Here is a 23972-nt window from a genome sequence, read left to right as displayed (position 1 = left end):
ACCCAGAGTTTCGCCGTTATCAAGAGACACTAATCAAAGGCGAACTTGCAGATTTACGGGCGGAAATTGACAAATTACAGGGTGAATATCCTAATCTTCAGAGTTTTACAACAGAACAGTTCCGAGGCGAACTGCTGGCAATTGAGGCAGATACTTATGCAGAATTTGTCAAATCTGGTCGGTTAAATAAAGAATTAGCATCTATGCTTGAGAATGTTTTGCAGAATAATCAATCTCAATAAAATTGAATTTTTATCGATAATAGGCTAGACCTCTTGCACTACGCGAACACAGAGGCCATGCAATTTTAACCAGCTTCGCCATAGTACTTAGATGCCAATTGGAGTATTACCAAGAAGGGGAAAAGGGGAAGGGGAAAGGGGGAAAGGGCACAGAATTTAGAACTTTTCCCCACAAGGTATAAAGCCCCTGTTTTTAAATATGGAGAACAAAAAAAGAAGATTTTTAAGACACGTAGTGTGATAACTTAGCAGTCTCCATATTTGAAACCCCTGCTTTTAAGTTACTGGTTCCCTTTCCCCTTTCCCCCTTTCCCTTTCTTCATGTCGATGTTCCAAGTAACCATTTAAACGAGCGATGTCTAGCAACAAGCCGCAACTCTTGGTTCGCGCAGCGTGTCGCAGACAGACGCACTCGCGAATGCGTCTACACAACCAAGCGCCCAACTAATTTGGTACAGCATAAATAAAGTAATTTCAAGTTACATTTGGTATAACCATTAATTCCCCCAGGGGCTACAGTAATTCCTAAGTCTAGTAAAGTCAGTCGAGAACAGCAAGCAGTTAACTGTGTCTACAGTTATCGCTTTAATGTTTGAGAATGAGATTGTCTGAGAAATTAAAATCTTAAAACATGTTTTGCCGTTGATAGCCTTAAAAATCACTCTGATTTTTTACCTTCTGGCAAAGTAAACACTTTCTTGGTAAGAATCTATACTAATTTATTTATACATCTCAAATATAACTAAAAAGTGATGATGTACCGCAAAGGATACTCTGCTAAAAAAAGCAGATTCATCAACAAAATAACCAAAATGAAATGTGCTATAACTATTCAAGCAAACATAGTTATAAGCTTTGGGATTAAATTAGAAGATTTCTAAATATTTTTTATTAGTTATATATGTTTCAACGAGTTTTGATTTGCACAGACTTTTCCGACGGTTTACATCGTCTAAGACATTTTATTTCCAGCCTTGCGCTTGCGGGGATGAAGCAAATAGTTTTTCTGCACGCTGTTCCATTATCGGAAAGAGGCATTATTCCACAAGTTGATAGTGAAAAAATAGAACAAGCTCAAACTCGGTTCGCAGAAGCTATTGGTGAAAGCCCCACTGATGTAGAAGTAAAAATAGAAGTTCAATCGGGAAAGCCTGTTGATATCATCCTTAAAGTTGCCCAAACCTATAGGTCTCAATTAATTATCCTGGGTTCTCAAAGTCACAGCTTACTCACGGAAAAATTGGTGGGTAGTACAATGTCTAACTTATCTCGTCGAACACCTATTCCCCTACTGGTACTGCGTCCTCAGTTGATCTATGCTTATACTTCTGAGGAATTAATACTCCGTTGTCAGCACCTTTTCCGTTCTTTGCTACTTCCCTACAACGGTACTCAAGCGGCGGATTATTTGGTGCAAAAAGTAAAGCAATTGGCTCAACAACAATCTGGTAGATATCTGCAACAATGCAAGCTTTGCTGGGTTTTAGAAGATACTGGTCGTAGAGAAATACCAAGAAAAATCTTACCACAGCAGGCTGAACAAGCTCTATCTCAGATTAAAGCTGATTTGGAGGTGGAAAATTTACAAGTGGAGATAGAAGTTCGGGAAGGATACTCTGTTACCGAGGTTTTAGAGGCGGCTGCAATGGGTGATATTAGCGCGATCGCAGTGTCTTCAGGAACGATAGGTAAACTCCAAGAATGGTTGGTTTCCAGTTTTGCAGCTGAATTATTGCGTTTTAGCTGGTATCCCATACTCTTTTTTCCAAACGAACGTGGCTAAACCTGTGCTACAGATTTATAGAGGCGGTGGACGTAGAGATTTGATTGAATCTTCCAAAAATGTTGATCCTCTTGTTTTATCTGACTTTTTAGTTTTTTAATTTGTGTTACATTAATGACGACTGTAATGTGTCAGTAGCCCTAGACAAACCAACGAAAATCATGGAAATTGGCAATCCTAACACCAAAGCTAATCTTAAATAAGCAAGATGTTGGTCTAAATCAGTGATACTATGCGCTACTTGTAGATAACCCGAAACCTGATTTTGAGTATACAAAGGTAAAGTGATTTCGCGGTATCGAGTGCCAGAATAATCTGTTAATATTTGCCAATGCTCTAATGCTGAGGTAATCGGGAAATTGTCAAATTCCATGCCTCCACTAGCAAAAATTTTTCCTGAGCGATCCAATAAGCGTATATAGTAATTAACTGGATTCGCCGCCTCTGTGATTGATTTTTTAATGGATGTTGTTTTAAGCAAACAATTTGTCTGAGCCACACATAATTCTAAAGAAAATTCTTTAGCAAGGCGTTGTAATTCTCCAGGTTGTTGCCAAGCTGGTTCAATACTTTTATGGAGTGCGTTTGCGACTGATTGCAATCCCTGGTCTATGGTTTCACGATAAGCATGGGCAACCACACTATAAACCCCCAAACTAGATAGCTCCAAAATACCGCCCATGACGAGGGTATACCAAGCTGCAAGCACTCCCACTGTTTTCTTCTTCGGATGGCTGTTGCTCACATGAACGCTTGCGATGTTTCGCACCTTGATGAGACAGCAACCAGTTTGCCGCTGTGTATACAACTGCACCACTGAAAAAGAGCAATCGTGTCGATTTAGGTAACTAGCAGCATGGATTAGTAGCGATCGCTATTAACCATCATCTGTTAAAAAGTTTGCTATTGCTTCCAGTTTCTTTGCTTGACATTGCTATCCACAATTTATCTCCTTCTAGAGGACGATAAGAAACCCTAGCAATATTGATACCATACTTTCTAAGTGCGTATGTCATGTAGCCAAATATAAGTTTAATTGTCTGTTGAAGCTATCCGTCAAAAAAATTTGGATACTAGATTTTTTGCTCTATTGCATAAATATTTTCTCGTATTTTGTGGTAGTTCAAAACACAAGCTACTCATTTTTGTCTGAAATGTAAACCTGATGAATTAGGAGTACTCACTATGAAAGCGGCTGTTTTTCACGGAATCGGAGATATTCGATTAGATAACGTACCATGAAAATGTTGGTATTGTTGAAGACATTGGTTCCCATGTGCGGAATCTCAAGGTGGGCGATGCCTGACGGCAAGCCGCTTTGCGTCTACGCGTTGTCGTTCCCTCGACAATTCTTTTTTGACATCGGCAAGTTCCCCTACTTGCTGATAGTTTTTGATTTTAATTATAGGAGGTTGTACAGCACGACTTAAATTTTTTATGGAAGAATCTTTGCCTATTACTATTTTGATAAGTGTAACGGTTGTAGCTGGTATTGCTGCTCAAGTTTTAGCTGGTTATTTTCACATTCCTAGTATCGTCTTGCTACTTCTGTTCGGGATTCTTCTGGGGCGAGATGGTTTTGATTTTTTAGATCCATCATTATTGGGTGTTGGTTTAGAAGTTCTGGTTTCGCTGTTAGTAGCGGTGATTTTATTCGAGGGTGGTTTAAATCTACAGTTAGGAGAGTTAAAAGAAGTTTCTACTAGCCTTCGCAATCTTGTCACTTCAGGAGTAATAATTACCTTAACTGGTGCTGCAATAGCTGCACACTGGCTAAGTGAATTTCCTTGGTCAATTGCTTTTCTTTATGCTTCTTTAGTAGTTGTGACAGGCCCAACAGTTATTAATCCGCTCCTCAAACAAATTGGTGTAGAAAAACAAGTCTCAACACTTTTAGAAGGCGAGGGGGTTTTTATCGATCCAATTGGTGCAATTCTGGCTGTGATCGTGCTTCATTTTGTGTTGAGTGGAAATGTAGAACCTTTCATTTTAATTAAGGGTCTAGTTTTGCGTTTGGGTCTAGGCATAATTATTGGTGTAGGCGGAGGCTGGTTGCTATCCCAACTTCTCAAACAGGATCAATTCTTGTCCCAAGAGTTAAAAAATCTAGTTGTTTTAGCTAGTGTCTGGGGTTTATTTAGTTTGGCACAGGTGCTACGTGGTGAGTCTGGTCTAGTGGTTGCTGTAGTTATGGGGATAGTTTTAAGAGCTAATAACCTGCCTTCGGAGCCTTTATTGCGTCGATTTAATGAACAGTTGAGCATTTTAGCTAATTCGGTTTTGTTCATTCTGTTAGCAGCAGACTTATCAATTGCCAGTGTTTTCGCTCTAGGTTGGGGTAGTGTTCTGACAGTTCTAGTGCTGATGCTAATAGTGCGTCCTATTAATATTTTAATATCTACCTGGAATGAAGATTTTAACTGGCAACAGCAGTTATTTTTATCTTGGGTTGCTCCCCGCGGAATTGTAGCTGCTTCTTTAGCTTCATTATTTGCAGTTTCACTTACAAAACAGGGTATTAATGGCGGTGATTCAATTAAAGCCTTGGTATTTTTAACAATAATGATGACAGTTTTGCTCCAGGGATTGACGGCTGGGTGGGTTGCCGATTTACTCAATTTACGTTTAACTAGTCAAACTGAGCAGGAGTGTTTGCACGCAGATGATAATGATATTAATACGCAAGAAATTAGAAAAATAAGTAGGATTAATTCAGAGTTAGTTTAGTCGTATTTACATTAGTTGATTACTTTCCACAGCTATAGCTTCCATTATCAATATTAGTTTAATTATGCCATCTAAAATTTGTAGTCAGCCTTATTTTTAACTACCCAGTTTTCTAACCCTAATTATCCACTTTTAGTATTTCTACCTGGAATGGATGAAACTGTAAAGGAATTAATGTATATTCAAACAGAAACTTAGAAGCTGCTTTTAATGTACGTTCCTTTGTAATTCCTCCTGATCAGCTAACAAGTTGGGATCAAATGATAAAAGTAGTATCTTTAACCAAGATAGAATTAGAAAAAGTACCGCGTTCACCTGTTTATCATTGTGGGGAATCATTCGGTGGTTGTTTGGCGCTCAAAATATTAGAAAAATTTCCTCAACTATTTACCAAAATTATTTTAATTAATTCTGCTTCTTCATTTCATCGAGTACCTTGTCTAAATTTAGATTCACTTTTGTTTCCTTACATACCTCAATTCTTTTATAAAATTTCTTCGTTTTTATCTTTGCCATTTTTAGCTAATTTAAGTCAAATTTCACCTCCTGCAAGCCAAGGTCTTTCAAAATCGACCAGTTGTGCACCAAAAGAAACTACTAATCAACGGCTATCTTTAATGAGGAAATTTGATATTGATGAAAATAAATTATCTCAAATTACTCAACCTGTCTTACTAATTGCTAGTAGAGATGACCGACTTTTGCCTTCAGAAGCAGAAGCTAAACATTTAAATAATATTTTTCCTAATTCTCAGACAATAACTCAAATGCTAAATACAACTTATCTGACCCCAGGATAAAAGCAGCAATTGCTATTGATCCAGTGGTTAGCAGTATTTTTGGAAAAGCTAGTCTTAGCCAAATCAAAATTCCGGTAATGATTGTATCTGGGAGTTCTGATACTGTTACTCCAGCTTTAACAGAGCAAATTGAGCCTTTTACTTGGCTAACAACTCAAAATAAATATTTAGCACTTATCAATGGCGGTACACACTTTTCTACTATTGCAGAATCACCAAATGCTACCATACCTGTTCCTACACAGGTAATCGGTTTAAGTCCAGCCTTGGCACGTCGTTATGTTAAAGCTTTGAGCGTTCCATTTTTTGAAACGTATGTTGCCCAACAGTCAAGTTACCTTCCCTACTTGAGTCCAGATTACGTTAATACAATTAGTCAGCAACCACTACCGTTAAGTTTAATAAAATCTTTGACATCTGAACAACTACAAGAAGCGTTAAAGTAAGGATTTTGAAGCTAGATAAACCTGTAGAGTGATGAACTAAACACTAAATATTATTAATTTTGAAAGCAAGGGTTAGTAATTAGCAATAATTATGAATATAGCAACTCGCAATGATGTTACTAAGTTTTTTAACTAATATGGTTGGGAGACGGGACATTGAATAATTAAAGAGCTAATAAAAGAATTGCATAACCGAACGTACCTAATGCAAACGCCCAAAAGCGGCTTTCTCGCTCTTCTGGTAGTTCTTCCTTAAGGACATTGAGTACAATACCTCCCGATAAAAAGGCGAAGAGAACCGCAACAGCCGCCTGATGAATTACCGTGCCAATGCCAATTACCCAACCAACAATGATTGCAGCTACTAACAACCACCGCCCAATCCGATCATATATTTGTTTGTGGTTTTCGCGCAAACCATTATCGTTGACTACAAAATGCAGTGCCATCGCAAAAGAATAGAACAATAAACTCTTGATACTTGATTCTTCTCGGTGTACTAACAAGTAGCCAATTAAGGCGTTATAAACAGCAAAAGAAGCAATATGTATCCAAAAAACGTCTAAAGCAGTAACATCTCCCTTCCCTGCTTTTTGATTGCGTTGACGCGACTTGTTTGCAAATCGTTCTAAGCCATAAAATACTGCTAAACCTAAAAGTGCCACCAAATAAACGTGATGCTCTAAAAAAGCAAGTCCAATATTCAAACTACTTTGGAGTGTTATTTGGGCTTTACTCAGTTCTGGCAAAATGTGAACGAACACATAAGCGACAGATACCCCACTGCCAAATGAGAGCCAACGACTACGCGGTTTAGCTCTCATAAATTGTAGTTTACCTGAAAACAAATGTATGATGGCTAAGATGATCGCACATATTGCAGTGATCATGCTTTTTACTATACCAAAGCCGGAATAACTTTCTCACCAAACACTTCGATAAATTGCTGCTGTTCCCGGTTAACGTTGTGCAAAATCAGTTCATCAAACCCCAATTCAATATCTTTTTTTAACCACTCGATGTGTTGTTGAGGATCTGCGGAAATGCGGACGTGTTCATATAACTCTTTCGGCTGCACAAACTCGCCAACCGCATCAAACTGTTGGGGCGATCGCAGTTCTGTCATCACGATATTCTTAAAGATATTATTGCGCCATTGCTGATGAGCTTTTTGGAGTGCTGTTTGCTCGTCACGCTCATAGGAAAGCTGCACTTTCAATATCATTGGCTTGCCTTCCCCTCCGCCTCTACGGAAAGCATCTACAACCTTTTTTAACTTCTCTGGAGAACGCGAAGTTGTAATCAATCCGTCTGCCCAACTGCCCAACCATTCTGCGGTTTCAACGGTAACAGCAGCGCCAATAATTAAAGGTAGTATTTGGGGACGTGTATAAAGCTTTGCTTCTTCAACACAGATTAGACCGTGATGGGTGACAGTTTCCCCTGCCCAAAGCGCACGGATAACATCGACACATTCTTTAAGACGAGTATTGCGATCGCTTTTTACGGGCCAGTGTTCTCCAGTAATATATTCGTTAAGTGCTTGACCGCTACCGACAGTCAGCCAAAAGCGTTGGGGAAACATTTCTGCTAAAGTTGCCGCAGCTTGGGCAATTATCGCCGGATGATACCGTTGTCCGGGAGCGCAGACAACCCGATAGGAAAGTGTTGGAGTTGCTTGCATTGCTGCACCCAACCAAGACCAAGCGAAACCACTTTGCCCTTGGTTTTCACTCCAAGGGTGAAAATGGTCAGAAGAGAGAGCATGAGTAAAACCTGCCTGTTCTGCCATTTGCGCGTATTTTAGCAGTTCGCTCGGTTTAAATTGCTCATGAGAAGCGTGATATCCGATGTTTGCCATAAGGATAATACCAATTCGTAATTCGTAATTCGTAATTCGTAATTAAGAAAATCAGATTCAGTCTGGTTTTTCGAGGTTGGGTCTGTTGCTTGATTTTGGAGAATTGGTATAAGCTGTTGAATTACTTAACGCGAAACCAGCGATAGCCGTATGCTTCTATTGGAATGGAAGGCAAATTGATGTCGAGAGGTTCGTATTGGGAATCGCCAAATATATCAATTAGATGGTTATACTCATCAAATTTTAGCGTGACTGTACATGAGCGATCTCCTAGATTATGTAAAGCGATGGCAGATGAACCTTCCCACTCGCAGCAGTGAGCAAACACACATGGTTGATCAGTTTCTAGAATTTGCCACTTACCCGAACCAAACTCTGGACACTGTTTGCGAATACGGATTATATGTTCCATCCAATTGATTAAGGAGTTGGGGTCGCGTTGTTGCTCTGCCACATTCACCCGTTTATAACCATACTCTCCTTCTTTAATCACAGGTCGGGTAAGGACATCTGACGAAGCGGTGGAAAAGCCACCATTGGTTGCATCTGACCATTGCATGACTGTGCGGACGCTATTTCTCCCCTCAAGTGAAAGGTCTTCACCCATGCCAATTTCTTCGCCATAGCGTAGCAGAGGTGTCCCAGGTAAGCTGAATAGCAGACTGTATGTGAGTTTAATCCGACGTTTGTCACCTTTTAACATTGGTGGTAAACGACGACGAACGCCTTTGCCGAAAACCGCGATCGCTAGCTTGATGCATGAACTCGACAAAATCTCCCAGTGTCCCCAATCGTGGGTCAACGTTGTAGTAGTCCATGACATCGTAGCCGTTATCTCGATTGGGCGAAGGATAAAATGGTAACAGCCATAAACAAGTAATTCCCAGTCCAGAAAGATGATCCAGACACTTAGTTAGTCCTTGGAAATCGCCAACACCGTCGCCATCTGAATCCATGAATGTCTCGACATCCAAGGAGTAAAAAATTGCATTTTTGTACCAAAGTTTCTGCATTTTCCTATCTTTTTAATTACTGAAAATCTAAACGATAGCGCTGAGTAAGGCATTCTCAGCCTGTCTGGAATTAAGTCAGGGATGCTGTACAACTATCAGCAAATCTGACTCAACAAAGCTGGCATAGTTGCGATCGCAACAACTCACAAAAGTGATTAATATTACATTAACGAGCCGCTACTTTTTCACTAACTGTTGATTGCACTCTTTGGGCAAGTTCATCCGATATAGGTATATATCCAAGTTGTAAAGCGTATTTGTCGCCCTGAGTCAGCGCCCAGTCAACAAAGTTTTTGAGAGTCGTTGCTTGGGCAGGATTATCGTATTGGTTATACAACAAAAGCCAGGTTAAACCTACAATTGGATAGGCTTGCTGTTCTGGAGGGTCTGGAATTTCCAGAGCAAAGTTTTGTGGAATTGTTTGTCCTTGCAAGGCTCTAGCGGCAGACTCTGGTGATGGGTCTACAAATTGGCCAGCTTTATTTTCTAGAGTTGCCATATTCAAATTACTTTGCTTGGCATAGACATACTCAACATAGCCGATGGCTCCTTGAGTTTGTTGAACTTGCGCTGTTATCCCTTCATTACCTTTAGCGCCGATACCTACAGGCCAGTTGATTGACTTACCAACACCTGCTTTCCAGTTGGGACACACCTCACTAATGTGATTGGTAAAGAGGAAGGTAGTACCACTACCATCAGAACGATGAACAAACCTGATGGGAGTATTTGATAGGTTAACGTTAGGGTTTTGTTTAGCAATTAGCGGATTGTCCCAAGTTTTGATATCACCCTGAACAATGCCACAGTAGGCTTGGCGTGAAAGCCTTAAATTGTTGACATCTCCTCCTAAATTGTATGCAAAGACAACAGCACCACCCGTTAACGGTACTTGAATCGGTTCAGTATTGTATTTTGCTCGAAACTGTTGACGTTCTTCTTCTGTTAGAGGCGCATCGGTAGCTCCAAAGTCTACAGTTCTTCTTAAATACTGGTTAACACCAGCACCACTACCTATTGATTGATAGTCAATTTTGACATTTGGATTTTGTTGATTGTAAACATCGAACCAAGTTTGATACAAAGGAGCAGGAAAGGATGCTCCAGCACCAATAAGAGAGACTTGGTTGCCTGGGGTCTGTGATTGGCAAGAGAGTAAACCTGTAGTCAGTACTACTCCAGTTATTGTAAGAACCCAATGAGGAGTCTTAGCGTTATTAAATGTGATGTTACCTAATTTTTGTAACATGATCGCTCCATATTTTATAGATTTCTAACTCTGCGTTGTTTTTCGCAGTTCTACTCACCTACACCCAATTCCTGCAAAGCAATCCGTTTGCAAAGACCTTCTACCGCCAGTGTTAGAGATTGCATCAGTTCAGAATTTTCGCTGTAGTCAACAGGCGCGAGGTTAGCAACCCGTTGACTTTGAGTCATTTTTAACTCTCGTCCCCATTCTTCTGGAGTACTGTCTTTATATAATGCGATCGCTGTACCCTGTTCTTGATTCATTAGAGAAAAGCAGGGAATATCTGACTCACCATCACCAACATAAATCACCTGTGCCAGTGGAATGTGCAATTCCTCTGGTGGTAAATCTCGGTATACAAATGTTTTACCATCATCTTGGTAATCATCAAAACCTTTAGCAATTTGGAAGAGATAGCGGGTTTTCTCTGTGTGAGTAACAATCTTCTTTAAAAACTCTATGCCGTTGCGATCGCCGTATGAAAATTCACAACCCCACATTGCTTTAAAATTTGGAGCAATACAGTTATGACGAGCAATTTCCACCATTCCGCAAGTTATTAAATAAAATTCTACCTCTACTTTTGGATTTAATTCGTGGGCGCGTTGTTGCAAGTGGTCAAACATTTTATTAACGCCATCAAAGGGAGCTAATTCTTGACCAAATTTGGCAATATATTCTTGTGTAATTTTGTTACCTTGTCGTTTTGATTCTTCAATAAGGGCATAAAATCGAGCTAGTATTTTATCCCATCCTTTGTCAATTAAGGGTCGAATTTTTTCTTGGCGAAACTCCAGAGCATCAATACCTAAGCTTTCTAACAAACTATCAACGGTATCTGGAACCAGAGTATCATCAAAATCGAAAACTATAGCGATGCGATTAGAAAGGGGTTTGGTCGAAACAGTCATAACAAAAGGTTCTCAACTATGGGATTTTTGCAAAAGTATAGTAATTTTGGATAAAATCCTAAAATAGCCAGGATAATTAGTTAGAAAGTCGAGCAATTAATGGCAAAATAACCAGCTTCACAAATGCAGCAAAAATTAGCGCTTTCGTTAAAAATTATAAATTAGCAATATGCCGATAGCGAGCCTCTATTCCTGAATAGATGCCATAAGCAATCAAACCCAAACCCACTACAGCCAGAAGCCAAAGACCAAAGGGGTGTTGTGTCAGAACTGCCAATGCGCCACCCAACCCTCTAGCCTGAGTGCCATCAGATTGAATTGCCGCCAGCATCAAAAAAATGCCGATAATGCCAAAAACAATGCCACGGGCAGCAATGCCAAATCTACCCATACGTACTGCCCAATTTTGCTCAGTTAGACTCATTTGAGAAAGTTTTAAATGGTAACGAAATTTGCCTTTATACGCTTTATAAAAGTAAAAAATACCAACACTAACTACCATCATCCCTGCCAGTGCTACTAGCCATCGCCCAAGGGGTTGAGCCAAGATATATATTGTCCAATCCTCAGTTGAATCGCTATCGCCAACGACTGAACCCATAATCAGCTTTACAGATGTCAAAGCCAAACCTGTATAAGCGAAAGCACTGATAGCATAACCAATCCGTTGGGCAATTCGTTTAGCATTAATTGGTTTTCCACTTTTTTCAGGATCAAAAAACGTCTGAACTAAACGCCAAAGTACATACCCAATAATTCCGAGGGTAACGATACTTAGCAAAAATTTTCCAAAAGGTTGGACAACAATTGCCTTTAACGCACCAGTTGCATTCGTGGTTTGACCACCAGAACCAATGGCTGCTTGGGCTGCTAATAACCCAACAATAAAGTAAACGACGCCTTTTGCTGCGTATCCTAATCGTGCTAGTCGCTCAAACCAAGGGAGAGAAGTTATTTCTTTAACTGGTTGCTTAATTGGTTCTAGGGGTGAATTGGGTAGTGTCACGTCGCTTCGCTCCAAATTCAAAATTCAAAATGACGCTCGCGGACTCGCTAACGCTGCGCTAACAAAATTAATAATCTCCATAAATAAATAAATTTATTTACTCTGGATCATGAGTCTGTTTTGGTCATACGGCATAGTAACTATTTAGAATTCAAAAAAATGAAACTGCTCTCCACGCTGTATTTATTAACCTGAACCGCCGCTTGAGCCAATGATACCAAGCAGTTGCAACAGATAAATAATTGCAAATACACCAAAAAATATTCCCGCGATCGCTGTTCCACCAAAAATTATTTTTGATGGTTGCAGTTCCTTGGGCAACATTCGATGATTTAAGTAAAGAGTCAGTCCAGTGACGATGGGGATGTGAGCAGCTTCAATTCCACCTGCGGTTTGTAATAAGCCGACAGGTTCACCAAAGAACAGGTAAACGGCGATGGGTAAGGCTACCAGTAGCACTACAATATAGAAACGCTGCAAAAACTTTTCATTTGTCCAGCGTCCCTGCACGCCAAACCCTTGCAAAATAATCTGTGTACCATCGGCAAACATCCGCCCAAAACCATCTTCTACTGAAAGTACGGTGCTACAGAAGGTAATAAAAACGATCGCCACCATAAACCAAAAGCCAAACGGTCCCCAAAGGTCGCCGAGCAAGCTACCCAGAGTTTCCGCTATTTGATTTTCTTTTGGCACAAGTCCTTGTGGACGCAGTAACTCGCCACCTAGAATCAAAAAAGACAATGCCGCCAAGAGCGCACCAACCACTGCTAAGGTGTTGGATATGGTCATGAGATTTAGCCAACCGCGCAGCTTTTTTCTTTCTTCTCGGTTGAGTTGCTTGGGGTCTATGCTCTCTTGCCCTTTAACACTAGCTGCACCATATCCTCTGGCTTCTACCCAGTAGGAATACCACATTAATCCGGCTGCTCCTGCTAACATAAAACCCAGCCAAGGTAGTATTTCTTGATACTGTACATCTTGTGGAATTTGCGGTAATAAACCTGATGCTAGTTGGCGAACATTAGGGAAAACGAAAATAGCAGCAGCTACCACTGCTACAGTACGGGCAATCCCCACATAAGAAGAAATCTTTTCCACTACGTTGTATTGCCCCAAAAGTACGATCGCAGCTGTCACAACAATGATAATTACTGTCCATAGTTGTACACTTCCTCCAGCAACCAAAATTAGCGCTGTAGCGGCGGCTCCTGAAAGTCCAGCAACGGTAGAAATTGCTACCACTACCTGCGGTAGCAAAATCAGCCAGATTGCCCAGTTTTTGGGGCCGGGAAGTTGGTTAAAGCCTTCTAGGATGGTTGCGCCGGTACAAACTGAAAAGCGACCAACTTCACCATTAATAAACCATTTCAAAATCACAGCAGCAAGTAGCGCCCATAATAGTGTGTAACCGTAGAGTGCAGCAATTCTTGGCGTAAATAGCAATTCACCCGAACCCGCAGCCGAAAGCATCCACAAAAAACTAGGGCCTAGCCATTTCAAGTTATCCCAACCTTGGGGTGAATCTGGGATGTTTACAGTGTTTTGTGGCTGCTGTTTGTTACTAGTATCTGTTGATAAATTGCGCTCGCTTTTATTATTCATTTTTTGCTATCTCATTAGCACCAATATCGTTGATGAATTTATCTCAAAGTAGTACTGCTCAATTTGCCTTTGGATGGATTGAGCAACCATCGCAGGTAGATTTCTGCAATTGAGCGAATTACGTCTATCTGTTAGAACGACGACGACGCACGGGTGGTATATCACTACGTAATGCTTGCCACGTCAGCGCTCCTACCCTACCATCACCAACCAATCTGTGCGATCGCTGAAAGGTAGCTACTGCTGTAGCGGTTCTAGGACCATAAATACCATCAATAGCTCCGTTATAAAATCCTAGCCATTGCAGGACAGCTTGCACATCTCTCACAGGCTGTCCACGAGATCCAGGCGTAAGAAAGGGAGCATACAAAGGAGAGTATTTTGAAAGCCTACCTCTAATTGAGGCATTATTATTTATCTGCGCCTTAGCCTGACTTTTCACGGTATCTGGAAAACACCTTTTTGAGCTTTTCTCAGACCATGATTTTTACGTGAGTCATTTTCATTAACTTAAAGCTATTGAGAATTAGCTTGTGGAAAAAGTCACGTTGTTTCGCGGTTTGAGGACTTCCCGTGAAAAGTCAGGCCTTAGCAGGTGCAAAACTAAAGGGTAACATCCCCAAAAACAATGCAGAAATCAAGCCAAATGGTAAAATTATTGAGGGCATAAATCGAGTATTCATGAACTTCTATTTCTCCAAAATTAAACAAAATAAACTATTTTTATAATTGGATTAAGCTAAAATATTTGTAATAATAATGCACCCTTTGTTTGTCTCTTATTTCATTGTGACTTTAGGCACTTTTAGATCCTTCCTAACCCACGCCAGTCGCTCCACTTGGGGAGACCCCATCGCCCTTGGCGTCTCCCCTTGGGAGAAGACCGCGCTGGCTCCCCTTTTTAAGGCTACGGTGTACACACAAGTCTGAAATAGCTGATTAACCAAGGTTTTACCCCACCCTAACCCTCCCCTTATAAAGGGGAGGGAACTAGATTTCTTGTTTCCCCCCTTAATAAGGGGGGATTAAGGGTGGTAATTCGACTTGTGTGTACACCATAGCTTAAAAAGGGGGGGGAACCGGAATCAAGAATCAAAGTCCCCCTTTTGAGGGTTTAAAGGGATCTAAAACTTTTGATACTGGTAAGAGGACTTTTCAAACATCCTCTTATCAAATTTTTGCTCTGTTTGGATTTCTCCCATTTCTTAGGTTTTCTTCATAGGTTCTGAAGTTGGGATCGTTCAGTTCGTAAAAGTAAGGCTCCAGCGTGTAATTATAAAGAGCAGGAGTACCTAACATAGCCGGCATTAAGGAATATCAGGGCGAGTGCTATTTGCTGCCAATTTTTGACCAACTTGGTTGACATAGCGATTCACATTTTGATTGCGATAAAGCTGAATATCACTGTTAACTAACTGTTGATTAATCTCCTTACCTAGTTGGACTTCTTCTCGATCGGAAATATTGGATAATTGAAATATTTGGATTCCTTGAATCAAGAGGTCAAACAATGAAATTGCTTGGCTTTTTTGGGGTGAACCCATACCAATACCAACCGCTACTAAAACTGACAGCAATAAATACAACCAGCGACGAAAAAAACGACGGTAAATGGAAGAAAAAGAATTTAACATAGGCTCATTCAAGTTAACTACGGTGTTCAAAATTAGTGAACACTCCCTGCCAGCGAACTTGCTCAAACTGCTCTACATCCAAGCATTGCCCCCGATTAACAATTTCATTGCCGTCCACCCAGACTTGTTGCGGCTCAAACCCGTGGAGGTGCAATTTAACACCCGCATAAGGAAAAGCATAATCTCCCTGTTGTTTCCAAGTTACTTCCAAACAGTCTTGATTTTGCGTTAAATAAAAACGATCCAACCGCGATTCACCATAGCCATCTCCCGCGTCACTGTAAACCTGACCTTCACTGGTTAAGAATACTGGTGGGTAAATATGGAGAATCAGTTGATTATCTTCCTCCATTGGTAAGATACTACCCGCCTTTACTAATAGCGGTATCTGTTCAAGGGATACTTTGAAGTTGACCGACTTTCCTCCTTCTAAGAGTGCATCATCCCAGAAGTTATACCAGTTTCCTTTAGGTAATGCGATCGCTCGTGAGGTTGCGCCTTCTTCGGCGATCGCACAAACTAAAAGAGCATCGCCCAATAAAAAGGCATCATCTATACTCCAAAGTTGAGGATTGTCTGTATCTGCCCAAAATAAAGGACGTACTAAAGGATGTCCCGTTTGAGCCGCTTCCCAAGCTAACGTATAGAAGTAGGGCATTAAACGATACCGTAGTTGCAAAAAACGCCGTACAATACTCAAGGTTGGTTCCCCAAAACTCCAGGGTGTACGGGGCTTGGTGTTGTTGGCAGAATGGGTGCGGCAAAATGCCATAAAGCAGGATATCTGAAACCAGCGTAAGTATAATTCTGTACTGGGATTGCCCTTGAATCCACCAATATCAGAACCACTGTAGGGAATTCCTGATAATCCCAGGTTTAAAACTGTGGGAATAGTTTGGCGTAATCCTTCCCAGCTAGTTTCAATATCGCCCGTCCAAGTCCAGGCGTAGCGTTGCAAACCTGCCCAACCAGAGCGCGAAACAATGAAAGGTCGTCGTTGAGGTTGGTACTCAGATAGTGCTTCGTATCCAGCCTGAGCTTGAAGTAATCCATAAAAATTATGAGCTTCGCGGTGGTCACCACCTCTACCTTCCAAAGAATGCCAAGTTGAATGGGGCGGTAGTGAAGGGTCGCCCCAAAGTACAAAAACCCCTGGTTCATTCATATCATGCCAAAATCCAGTAATGCCTAGATCGAGCAGATATTCATACTGTCTGCTCCACCAGTGACGGGCTTGGGGGTTGGTAAAGTCAGGGAAAGCGCATAAACCTGCCCAAACCGGAGCGCTCGCAGGTTTACCGCTAGGGAGTTTGCAAAATACATCCTGTGCGCGTCCCTCCTCAAAAAGTTTGTTTTTTCGAGATGCTTTGATACCAGGGTTAATGATGGTAATCAACCGTATTCCTTTCGCCACCAATTCTTCAGCTAACTCAGAAATATGGGGAAAGCGATCGGGGTCAATGGTAAAAGCACGAAAATTATCCAAAACATCTATATCTAGATGCATTGCACTCACTGGAATGTCATGTGTCTCAAACCCCTTTACGACTTCCCGCAGTGCAGCTTCTTTGTCATACCCCCAACGCGACTGGTGATAACCAAATGTCCAACGGGGTGGTAGAGGTGGGCGACCTGTTAATTCTGTGTATCGCTCCAACAATTGAGGCAATGTACCAGCAGTAAAGTAATAGCGCAATGCCCCGCTTTCAAACTCGGCTGTAGCTAACTCTTGGAAACTAAAGCTAGCAGGAAAAGAGTTTTCATAGAAAATTAAGTAGCTACCTTCTTCATGCAGACCCAAATAGAGTGGAATGCAAAGATATAATGGGTCAGTTCCCGGCCCATATATGCCACCTGCATCATAGTTCCACATCCGGTAGGTTCTGGCTTCGCCTTTGTCGCCGAATGTGCGGAGGTTTAACGGAGCCGCCCTTTCTCCCAAACCATAAATATGTTCCTCTGGACGTAGTTTCGCCTGATGTAGCCAAGTCTCATCTTTTGTTTGGGGTGATAGCTTTGTTGGTCGCTGGGGAGGTAGTTCTTCCCGTATTGTCTGCCCTAAAGGATTTTGAAATTTCAAACTGCCATCAACGCCAACAATAACCTTTAGCTGTGGACTAGAAATTGTCCAGCCCTCTTCCATCTCTTGAAACGTCGTCTCGACCTCTGGCCAATCTTTACGCGAGATGCCATAAGAAATGGGATATATCCCAGGTTTCCACTCAATTCGGACTAAATCGGCGCTCAGAAAATAAATTTCCAACTCAATGTGTTTGAAGTGGAATTGTCCGCCTCTGTTAGTTGCTTCAGCCCTCTGAATTTCTCCAGTTTCCTCAACAGCTTCTAAACTTTGAGACTTACGAAACTGACGTTCTAACCAATCTCGTTGCAGTGGGTAGAGCAGCGACCCTAAAAACCGTCGAAGTTTAATTGTTCGCAGGTTGAGAAATGCTTCGTTGAGGATATCCATAAAACCTCACAGAAAGTACAGCATTTAAGACGACCATGAAAAACTAAGATTTCTAAGAAGGATGATATATAGTTTCAGCAACTAAAATAGGTCTGTTGCCGTACTCAGCCTCTAACTCTCTTTTTACATTTAGATCCCAGGTGAAGTCATAGTCTTGCTCAATTTCAGCAATAACAAAAGGACGAACTTCACCGGTTATCGATACTGTCTGACCCTGATTTATTGCTACTTTGGGCGGTGCTTTTAATAAAACTAGCAAATCTTGCCCACCAAGCCATTGGTTTTCATCTAGCGTTAGTAAAACCGGACTGCGGATATTGTCCACTTTCCCCGTAACTGCAACTTGACGACGATAATATTGTTCGGGACGTTGTGTTATTTGGCCAGGTTGAGGCGCTAGTACAAGGTATCGAGCAATAATTGCAGGTTTATTGATGTAATCTTTGTAATATTCGTCCTGTATGTTGAGATTAAACTCTTGCTCAATTTTAGGAATTACTAAATTACGAACCTGACCAGTAACTTGAACTTTAATATTTTGGTCAAGTGGTATATTAAAAGGCGCACCTGAAGCATTGACGACTACAAGAGGTTCACCGCGAAAGAACCGTGCATCGCTAACTGTGAATGAACTTGAACCAATTTTCTGAATTGCTCTGCTTTTAATCGTCACAGAGTCACCCATAAATTCGTCGGTGTTCTCAGCAATTTCGGATGTACTAGTAATAGTTGCTTTTGCATCAAAAAAGCTACAACTTCTTACTACCATAGCGATCGCTACCAGGAAAACTAATACCCCTGTTTGACCTAGTGCCTGTAAGAAATTTCCCCTTTGAGGATTGTCATTCATTGCCCTTATTCTTATTTGTCTTGAGGCTATTTATTGAAAGCTTTCCTGATAGACAATGCTGTAGAATACCTTATTGCGGAATTGCTGAGGGATATACCTCTGTTGCAACTAACACAGGTTTATTGCTGTATTCTGCTTCTAGCTGCTTTTGTAAAGTTAAATCCCATTTAAGGTCATATTCTCGTTCTAGTTCAGCTACAACAAAGGGACGCAACACACCTGTGACTGCAACTTTCTCACCTTCATTGACAGTTACCTTTGGGGTACCGGCGCGTATCACTAACAAGTCTTGTCCACCAAATAATTTGTCTTCGTCTAAGGTGAAGGAATTGGCATTTCTGATGTTTTCCACTTCACCTGTCACTGCCAAGTTTTTACCGTAGTATAGTTTAGGGTTTGTGGTAAGTTCACCTGGTTTAGGAGCAAGTGCAATTGATTGAGCGATAATTGCAGGTTGGGTTTCGTACTCTTTGTACAAGTTTGGATCTAAGCCCAAATTGTAATCTCGATTAATATCTGCAATCACAAACTTACGAACTGGTCCTGTCGCTTGAATTGGTGTATTTGGGTCAGTAGGTAAAGTGAAAGTTTTACCCGAAGCATTTACAACTAAAATTGGTTGAGCATTAAAAAGTTGCTTATCGGCAATTGTGAAAGTTGACGGCCCCAATTTTCTGACGGGTGTACTTCTAATTGTTACAGTTTTACCAATTAGTTGGTTTGTATTGTCTGCGACTTCTTCTGTAGTCACATTGGTTTCTGGTACTGCGGCCTCTCGCTCTAAGTTGTTCGTACAAGCTCCAAGCAGCAATGCGGAGATTGCTAGAGCAATAGCTCCTTTAGAACTCCACTTAGTTTGAATAAAGTTGATCATTTCAAAATCTCCATTTAGGTTGACTAATATCAAGTTTAGATGATGACCACAAAACTCTTGATTTGTTGTAATAAGCGTTTTAACGCTCTGAAAATTCATGCGGTGAGCCATATTAATTCAAAAAGACTTGACCATCCTTTTGAATTCTCAATACACCTTGATTGTTATCGAAATTGGTTGTTTCATCTAACGAAACTGCGAGTGTTCCTTCACCTTCAGAGGTAGACATAGGCATAACTTTTAGCAGTCCACCATCTTGACGTACCAAAGTAATACTGATAGGTGTTGGTAAGTCTCGTAGGACAAACTCTTGTCCACCTGCAAGAAATCGAGGTTGGGTATGACCAATTGCTTGATAAGAGATACCAGCGTTAGTGTTATTTTTTAGTTTCACATCGACTGTACCTGCTGTTGGTGTGATAGTTGCAATGGCACTTTGCCGACTTTCTGGAGCAGGTGGTTGTATAACAGTTGTGCGTCTTCCATTCATAGGATACGCAGGAACCATAATACTCTGGGAACCAGTAGTTTGCTGTTGTCCTCCAAATCTTAAAGTTGCAGCATTCGGCGGACATCCTGCTGGAGCCAAGACTCGATTACGGTGTGGTTCTTCGTAGAAAATACTAGGGCAAGGATTAATTTGGGAAATTCGCGGCTGTGCTACTGCTGATTGAGTAATTGCAGAGAACCCGACTAGCAAAGTTCCACAAATTGTTCCTACTAATCCAACTTGTTTTGAAGAAGAACGATTTAACTTGTACATAAATACCTCCTGATAACTTCATCTTTGATTTTTATTTAAAAACTCAAATATTGACACGTAGTGAAAAATGAGAAAATACTTTTAGTAAGTATCTAAATTATTATTTTTGCAATGCAACAATCAGAAATTTTGATTATGTACTTTAGGTTTAGGTAAAGTTGAGCTGCTCAACCAAAAGAGGAGAATGAAAACAGACTGTCTGTATTTTTAGGTTAAATCTCAATAGTGGAAAAGTCGAGTAGAATTGTAATAGATGTGGCAAATACTCCTTTAGATATAGGTTAGTACTTCTATAGTAATAGCTGGCAAAATCAAACTGTGCCTATTACTCTTCTAACCAATAAAGTAGACCCAGAGAAGTAACTCCCCCAAAAAAGTGAGCGCCAATCATGTTGACGTTTGCTAACATTACAAAAATGTCTAGCGAACGAATTACATTTTCTGGCTGATAAATTGCAACACCTTGAGGTTGTGCTACTGCTTTACCCAAAATGATTGAAACCGTTACTTCAGAAGCAATAAAAGCTATTAATAATCCTATCAAACTCACAATTAATCCAATTCGTAAATTTTGAATTACGTCTTCCTTCTTGGGATGGTTTTGAGAATTTGGTGTTTGTAAAAGTTTAGCCATTTTTCGATAACGCAAAGCCCAATAGACTCGAAAGCACAGCAATAAAATACCAACAATAGCCAAAAATATCCCAAACCCTATTCCTGCATTGCTTGTCTGAGTAGTAATGTTACGGCTAAAACACGCCAGCAATATAGCAATGCCAGAAATACCACCAAGCACTAATTGTACCCAAAAACTAATTCGACTCACTAAACGCAATGTAGCAGCGAATTTTTGTTTGCTTGGTGGATGTGAAAGTGATTCTAAATCATTTATCATATATATACCCCCTAAGTAGATGATTGAAGTAGAGCTAGGAAATTGGAGTTTTATTTCATCTTTTTATATAAAATAAAACTCATCAATTAATGTATCTACTTTTTTATTTAAATATTAGTTTTTTGTTAGGGAAGAATTTATCTGTAATTCAGAACTAATATTTAGTTAGTTCTAAATTAGGGATTAAAAGTGGAAAACTAGTGGAGAATATGTATTTTGTGGAAAATTCCTACTTAAGAAATAGACTATTACAACTATAGATAGACCATTCTTTTCAAGCAAATCTACCCTAAATTAGATATACTACAGTAATCCTATCTTTGGCACCTAAAATTTCACAAATGATTTATGACTGCTATAGTATTACTTAATTTAGGAATAACTGAACTGTAAACGCCAGATTTTGTAATATACTTTAGCTCAAGGCTGCTGCTACTTGAACAGCTAGTTTCTGAGGATTAAATGGTTTACTGATTATGCCTCTGACACCTAGATTATTAAATAGGCTTTTGTCATTATTACGTCCTCTTGCTGTAAGTAAAATCACAGGTATATGTTTAGTTGTTTGATTAGCCTGTAGTTTTTGAAAAGTTGTCAAACCATCCATATCAGGCATCATTACGTCCAAAAGTATGGCATCGGGTTGAGATGACTGAGCTAAGAATAATCCTTGATTACCAGAAGTAGCAGTCAACACCTTCCAGCCCCCCATTATTTCTAGACAAGTCTGAATCAATTGACGGATGTCATCTTCATCATCAATAACTAAGATTTGCTTAGAGGTCATTGTTATTATCTTCCTGTTTTAAATTATTATTCCTTAGTGCTTTAATTCTTCCAATGTAATGAGGGGTATTGTTTAGAGCTACCATCCTCTTAAGATTAGTTTTTTATGGTAAAACTTGAAAGTGGAAAACTAGGGTAGAAGTTTAATAAACCTATGGCATAACCAGAGGTAATAGAAAATGTGGAGATTGACGCGATGGGCTTCTCTTCTCCTATCGGAGAGGCTGCGCCAACGAGAGGCTGACGCTCGAGGACTCGCTACCGCTTCGCTAATGCCAACGCCCCGTCTTTCCTACGGAGACGCTACGCGCTCGCAACTACAACGCTATAGCATTGCATTCTTAACGGTTTTCCTAGCTTTACTGCTGACACTGCTTCTATGGCAGCTACACAGGCTGAATTCCATTTACCCACTGTTTTTAGCTGCTGTCATGGTTAGTTCCTGGTATGGTGGTTTCAACCCAGGACTGTTGGCAACTTTTTTGTCTGCTATAGTCTGCGCCTACTTCCTTTTGCCCCCTTTTTATTCTCTGGCTGTTACTGGGTTCAGTGTAATAGGGTTGGTTCAGTTTGTGCTGGTAGCAGTGTTGATCAGCTCACTTAACTCCGCACTGCGCCAAGCGCGATCGCAAGCTCAGAAAAACGCGCGAACTGCACAGGATAATTACGAGTGTCTACGTCAAATTCAAGACAGTCTGCGCCAAAGCGAAGAACGTTATCGATTGCTAATAGAAGGAGTAACTAATTACGCAATTTTTATGTTAGATCCAAACGGTAACTTTACCAGTTGGAACATTGGAGCCGAACGTATTTTAGGCTATCAAGAAGCAGAAATTATTGGTCAACCTTTTGAGCGAATTTTTTCACCAGAAGCAATTGAGCGCGGACAACCACAACAAGTATTAATAAAAGCCGTAACTGAGGGTTTTTCTAAAGAAAATCGTTGGCATCTCCGTAAGGATGGTAAATTTTTCTGGGCGCATTGTGTAATCACACCTTTACGAGATGAAAATGGAAATCTGCGCGGCTTCTCTAAAATTATGCAAGATATTACTGAGCGCAAACAAGCCGAGGAAGAAAAAGAGCAGCTGCTGCTACGAGAACAAGCCGCACGGGCTGAGGCAGAAGCTGCAAACCGTTCCAAGGACGACTTTCTAGCAATAGTTTCCCACGAATTACGTACCCCCATGACTGCAATTATTGGTTGGGCGGGGATGTTACAAACGGGTGCGCTAGATGAGGCTAAGGCAACTCTCGCACTGGAGACAATTGAACGCAACGCAAACTTGCAGATGCAACTTATTGAAGACTTACTTGATATTTCGCGCATTGTTAGAGGAGAACTTTCACTCTCCATTGACTTAGTTGATTTAGTCGAAGTAATTACAGCAGCAATCGAAGTTGTACAATCACTGGCAGATGCTAAGGATATTCAACTTGAATCCATACTTGATACTTCAATAGAAAAAATTTGGGGTGACTCAGATCGCTTGCAACAAGTTGTGTTAAATTTGCTCACCAATGCCATCAAATTTACACCCAATGGCGGACGAGTTAAGGTGCAATTGTCATTCAGTCCTGAGTTAAACTCGTCCCGCTCGGAACGGGCTAAACGTCCCGCTACCGCTAACAGAACTCAAAACGGTCTAAACGCCCCGCTACCGCTAACAGCACTCATTGAAGTGAGTGATACGGGTCAGGGCATTAGTGCTGATTTTCTACCTCACGTATTTGAGCGCTTTCGCCAAGCAGATAGTACCCATACTCGGTCAAATAAAGGACTAGGTTTAGGACTAGCGATCGCACATCATATAGTGGAACTGCATGGTGGTACAATCCAAGCCCAGAGCGAGGGAATAGGGCAAGGAGCGACATTTACAGTCAAATTGTCCATTTTAGAAGAAAGCAGAGAGATAGGGGAGCAGGGGAGGGCGTTGCATAATAGAGGGATGAATTGAGGTTTTCTACTGTGTATTGTCCATACTGTGAGTCTACTGAAATTAGAAAAAATGGTAAACGAAGAGGTAAACAAAATCACATTTGTGTAAAATGTGGTC

General features: G+C 40.7%; 21 protein-coding genes and 3 pseudogenes. 7 read left to right on the top strand and 17 right to left on the bottom strand.

Going from position 1 to position 23972, the window contains the following annotated elements; all coding sequences use genetic code 11:
* Positions 1 to 242, top strand: a pseudogene (locus LC586_RS33150) (sodium:proton antiporter); the annotation flags it as partial.
* A gap of 901 nt (positions 243 to 1143) precedes the next feature.
* Complete coding sequence (locus tag LC586_RS33145) at positions 1144 to 2025, top strand: universal stress protein (protein WP_229489717.1); 882 nt, start codon at positions 1144 to 1146, stop codon at positions 2023 to 2025.
* 106 nt (positions 2026 to 2131) lie between these two features.
* On the opposite strand, the gene LC586_RS33140 is transcribed toward LC586_RS33145, so the two are convergent.
* Entirely contained in the window at positions 2132 to 2839 is a 708-nt protein-coding gene (locus LC586_RS33140) for a hypothetical protein (RefSeq protein ID WP_229489716.1), read from the bottom strand.
* A 623-nt stretch (positions 2840 to 3462) separates the two neighbouring features.
* Between LC586_RS33140 and LC586_RS33135 the strand changes: the two are divergent.
* The 3 genes and pseudogenes from LC586_RS33135 to LC586_RS33125 form a co-directional block, all read left to right on the top strand.
* Positions 3463 to 4647 (top strand): annotated as a pseudogene (locus LC586_RS33135) (cation:proton antiporter); the annotation flags it as partial.
* Positions 4648 to 5012: 365 nt separating this feature from the next.
* On the top strand, positions 5013 to 5552 hold the full coding sequence (locus LC586_RS33130; RefSeq protein WP_229489714.1) for an alpha/beta fold hydrolase: 540 nt from the start codon (positions 5013 to 5015) through the stop codon (positions 5550 to 5552).
* Positions 5525 to 5998, top strand: a pseudogene (locus LC586_RS33125) (alpha/beta hydrolase family protein); the annotation flags it as partial. The gene LC586_RS33130 and the pseudogene LC586_RS33125, both read left to right, overlap by 28 nt.
* Positions 5999 to 6162: 164 nt before the next feature.
* On the opposite strand, the gene LC586_RS33120 reads toward LC586_RS33125, so the two are convergent.
* The 16 genes from LC586_RS33120 to LC586_RS33045 all read right to left on the bottom strand — a co-directional run bounded on the left by LC586_RS33120 (position 6163) and on the right by LC586_RS33045 (position 21916).
* A complete protein-coding gene (locus tag LC586_RS33120; RefSeq protein WP_229489713.1) occupies positions 6163 to 6822 on the bottom strand; it encodes a hypothetical protein in 660 nt (219 codons plus the stop codon).
* Positions 6823 to 6896: 74 nt separating this feature from the next.
* Positions 6897 to 7874 (bottom strand): TIGR03885 family FMN-dependent LLM class oxidoreductase, encoded by a 978-nt coding sequence (locus tag LC586_RS33115; RefSeq protein ID WP_309143417.1) that lies wholly within the window; start codon positions 7872 to 7874, stop codon positions 6897 to 6899.
* A 106-nt stretch (positions 7875 to 7980) separates the two neighbouring features.
* Positions 7981 to 8631 carry an alpha-amylase family glycosyl hydrolase gene (locus LC586_RS33110; protein ID WP_229489710.1) on the bottom strand — a complete coding sequence of 217 codons (651 nt, stop codon included), beginning with the start codon at positions 8629 to 8631 and terminating at the stop codon, positions 7981 to 7983.
* Positions 8549 to 8872 (bottom strand): alpha-amylase family glycosyl hydrolase, encoded by a 324-nt coding sequence (locus LC586_RS33105; protein WP_229489709.1) that lies wholly within the window; start codon positions 8870 to 8872, stop codon positions 8549 to 8551. Before LC586_RS33105 ends, LC586_RS33110 begins: the two co-directional genes overlap by 83 nt.
* A 166-nt stretch (positions 8873 to 9038) precedes the next feature.
* Positions 9039 to 10121, bottom strand: a complete 1083-nt coding sequence (gene pstS / locus LC586_RS33100) for a phosphate ABC transporter substrate-binding protein PstS (RefSeq protein ID WP_229489708.1) — start codon at positions 10119 to 10121, stop codon at positions 9039 to 9041.
* Positions 10122 to 10171: 50 nt separating this feature from the next.
* Positions 10172 to 11032, bottom strand: coding sequence for an HAD family hydrolase (locus LC586_RS33095; RefSeq protein WP_229489707.1), 861 nt, complete (start codon positions 11030 to 11032; stop codon positions 10172 to 10174).
* A gap of 154 nt (positions 11033 to 11186) precedes the next feature.
* Entirely contained in the window at positions 11187 to 12038 is an 852-nt protein-coding gene (locus tag LC586_RS33090; protein WP_229489706.1) for a DUF1206 domain-containing protein, read from the bottom strand.
* A 186-nt stretch (positions 12039 to 12224) separates the two neighbouring features.
* Positions 12225 to 13643 carry an Nramp family divalent metal transporter gene (locus LC586_RS33085; RefSeq protein WP_229489705.1) on the bottom strand — a complete coding sequence of 473 codons (1419 nt, stop codon included), beginning with the start codon at positions 13641 to 13643 and terminating at the stop codon, positions 12225 to 12227.
* A gap of 124 nt (positions 13644 to 13767) precedes the next feature.
* A complete protein-coding gene (locus tag LC586_RS33080; protein ID WP_229489704.1) occupies positions 13768 to 14085 on the bottom strand; it encodes a peptidoglycan-binding domain-containing protein in 318 nt (105 codons plus the stop codon).
* A gap of 865 nt (positions 14086 to 14950) precedes the next feature.
* Positions 14951 to 15277 carry a hypothetical protein gene (locus LC586_RS33075; RefSeq protein WP_229489703.1) on the bottom strand — a complete coding sequence of 109 codons (327 nt, stop codon included), beginning with the start codon at positions 15275 to 15277 and terminating at the stop codon, positions 14951 to 14953.
* 13 nt (positions 15278 to 15290) lie between these two features.
* A complete protein-coding gene (locus tag LC586_RS33070; RefSeq protein ID WP_229489701.1) occupies positions 15291 to 17747 on the bottom strand; it encodes a glycoside hydrolase family 31 protein in 2457 nt (818 codons plus the stop codon).
* 52 nt (positions 17748 to 17799) lie between these two features.
* Positions 17800 to 18597, bottom strand: coding sequence for a hypothetical protein (locus LC586_RS33065; protein ID WP_229489699.1), 798 nt, complete (start codon positions 18595 to 18597; stop codon positions 17800 to 17802).
* 70 nt (positions 18598 to 18667) lie between these two features.
* Positions 18668 to 19471 carry a hypothetical protein gene (locus LC586_RS33060; RefSeq protein WP_229489698.1) on the bottom strand — a complete coding sequence of 268 codons (804 nt, stop codon included), beginning with the start codon at positions 19469 to 19471 and terminating at the stop codon, positions 18668 to 18670.
* 112 nt (positions 19472 to 19583) lie between these two features.
* Complete coding sequence (locus LC586_RS33055; protein ID WP_229489696.1) at positions 19584 to 20234, bottom strand: hypothetical protein; 651 nt, start codon at positions 20232 to 20234, stop codon at positions 19584 to 19586.
* A 325-nt stretch (positions 20235 to 20559) separates the two neighbouring features.
* The gene (locus LC586_RS33050; RefSeq protein ID WP_229489695.1) at positions 20560 to 21129 is read right to left on the bottom strand and encodes a DUF3611 family protein; all 570 of its coding nucleotides are present in this window, start codon (positions 21127 to 21129) and stop codon (positions 20560 to 20562) included.
* A gap of 415 nt (positions 21130 to 21544) precedes the next feature.
* Entirely contained in the window at positions 21545 to 21916 is a 372-nt protein-coding gene (locus LC586_RS33045; protein WP_229489694.1) for a response regulator, read from the bottom strand.
* Positions 21917 to 22187: 271 nt separating this feature from the next.
* Between LC586_RS33045 and LC586_RS33040 the strand changes: the two genes are divergently transcribed.
* Both LC586_RS33040 and LC586_RS41410 read left to right on the top strand, forming a co-directional pair.
* Positions 22188 to 23873 (top strand): PAS domain S-box protein, encoded by a 1686-nt coding sequence (locus LC586_RS33040; RefSeq protein ID WP_229489718.1) that lies wholly within the window; start codon positions 22188 to 22190, stop codon positions 23871 to 23873.
* Positions 23874 to 23884: 11 nt separating this feature from the next.
* A partial coding sequence (locus tag LC586_RS41410; RefSeq protein WP_438822952.1) for a transposase-like zinc-binding domain-containing protein occupies positions 23885 to 23972 on the top strand: 88 nt, incomplete at its 3' end.

This window comes from Nostoc favosum CHAB5714, assembly GCF_020829495.1.
GTDB classification, from domain to species: domain Bacteria; phylum Cyanobacteriota; class Cyanobacteriia; order Cyanobacteriales; family Nostocaceae; genus Nostoc; species Nostoc favosum.
This window is presented reverse-complemented; position numbering and strand designations above follow the sequence as displayed.

Excerpts from the sequence above, each read along its gene's own strand:
- LC586_RS33145 (WP_229489717.1), top strand. The coding sequence starts at position 1,144 with ATGTTTCAACGAGTTTTGATTTGCACAGACTTTTCCGACGGTTTACAT.
- LC586_RS33130 (WP_229489714.1), top strand. The coding sequence starts at position 5,013 with ATGATAAAAGTAGTATCTTTAACCAAGATAGAATTAGAAAAAGTACCG.
- LC586_RS33120 (WP_229489713.1), bottom strand. The coding sequence starts at position 6,822 with ATGAGAGCTAAACCGCGTAGTCGTTGGCTCTCATTTGGCAGTGGGGTA.
- LC586_RS33105 (WP_229489709.1), bottom strand. The coding sequence starts at position 8,872 with ATGCAGAAACTTTGGTACAAAAATGCAATTTTTTACTCCTTGGATGTC.
- pstS (WP_229489708.1), bottom strand. The coding sequence starts at position 10,121 with ATGTTACAAAAATTAGGTAACATCACATTTAATAACGCTAAGACTCCT.
- LC586_RS33095 (WP_229489707.1), bottom strand. The coding sequence starts at position 11,032 with ATGACTGTTTCGACCAAACCCCTTTCTAATCGCATCGCTATAGTTTTC.
- LC586_RS33085 (WP_229489705.1), bottom strand. The coding sequence starts at position 13,643 with ATGAATAATAAAAGCGAGCGCAATTTATCAACAGATACTAGTAACAAA.
- LC586_RS33075 (WP_229489703.1), bottom strand. The coding sequence starts at position 15,277 with ATGTTAAATTCTTTTTCTTCCATTTACCGTCGTTTTTTTCGTCGCTGG.
- LC586_RS33070 (WP_229489701.1), bottom strand. The coding sequence starts at position 17,747 with ATGGATATCCTCAACGAAGCATTTCTCAACCTGCGAACAATTAAACTT.
- LC586_RS33065 (WP_229489699.1), bottom strand. The coding sequence starts at position 18,597 with ATGAATGACAATCCTCAAAGGGGAAATTTCTTACAGGCACTAGGTCAA.
- LC586_RS33060 (WP_229489698.1), bottom strand. The coding sequence starts at position 19,471 with ATGATCAACTTTATTCAAACTAAGTGGAGTTCTAAAGGAGCTATTGCT.
- LC586_RS33055 (WP_229489696.1), bottom strand. The coding sequence starts at position 20,234 with ATGTACAAGTTAAATCGTTCTTCTTCAAAACAAGTTGGATTAGTAGGA.
- LC586_RS33050 (WP_229489695.1), bottom strand. The coding sequence starts at position 21,129 with ATGATAAATGATTTAGAATCACTTTCACATCCACCAAGCAAACAAAAA.
- LC586_RS33045 (WP_229489694.1), bottom strand. The coding sequence starts at position 21,916 with ATGACCTCTAAGCAAATCTTAGTTATTGATGATGAAGATGACATCCGT.
- LC586_RS33040 (WP_229489718.1), top strand. The coding sequence starts at position 22,188 with ATGCCAACGCCCCGTCTTTCCTACGGAGACGCTACGCGCTCGCAACTA.